The following is a 596-nucleotide window of genomic DNA, read 5'->3' on the forward strand; positions in this document are numbered from 1 at the left end:
GCGCCCCGGCCCCAGGCGCGACACCGACAGGCTGCGGGTCATCGCCAGGCCCAGCGGCACCGCCAGCACAAAGGCCACGGCCACACCGGCGGAGGCCATCGCCAGGGTCTCGAGGGTGGCCTTGCCGAGCAGGGCGAGGAAATCCGGCGAGGTCTCCATCGGCAGGAAACCGCCGACGAAATGCCCCATCGCGTTGAGGTTGCCGTCATCGAACAGCGCCGCCGGGCGGAAATCGGTCAGCCGCAGAAGCGGCCACAGCAGCACCAGCGCGGCGAGCGTCCAGCCCAGGCGGGGCAGGGCGGCGGGATCGCGGACGGAGGCGCTCATCCCGCGCCCCCTCCCACCTCATGTAGGGGCGACTTCAGTCGCCCAAAGGCTTCCAGCTGAGGAGCAAGGCTTGCTGAACGCGCGGATGGGCGACTGAAGTCGCCCCTACATGAGCCGGGAAATGATTGTTTCATGAACAGCGCAGCGGCGACACATCGACCGGCGCCGCAGCCACCGGCGCACCGGCGATCGGCAGCCCGCCCTCGGCGGCGTAGAGCTCGCGCAGCTGGGCTTCGGTCACCTGGCTGGCGGGCAGGTCGAACAGCACG

At 70.5% G+C, this 596-nt stretch carries 1 pseudogene; it reads right to left on the reverse strand.

What is annotated here, in order from left to right:
- Nucleotides 1-327: pseudogene (locus L6Q67_RS24085) on the reverse strand (ABC transporter permease); the annotation flags it as partial.
- Nucleotides 328-596 lie beyond the last annotated feature (269 nt).

This window comes from Zoogloea sp. (assembly GCF_023150065.1).
Classification (GTDB): Bacteria; Pseudomonadota; Gammaproteobacteria; order Burkholderiales; family Rhodocyclaceae; genus Zoogloea.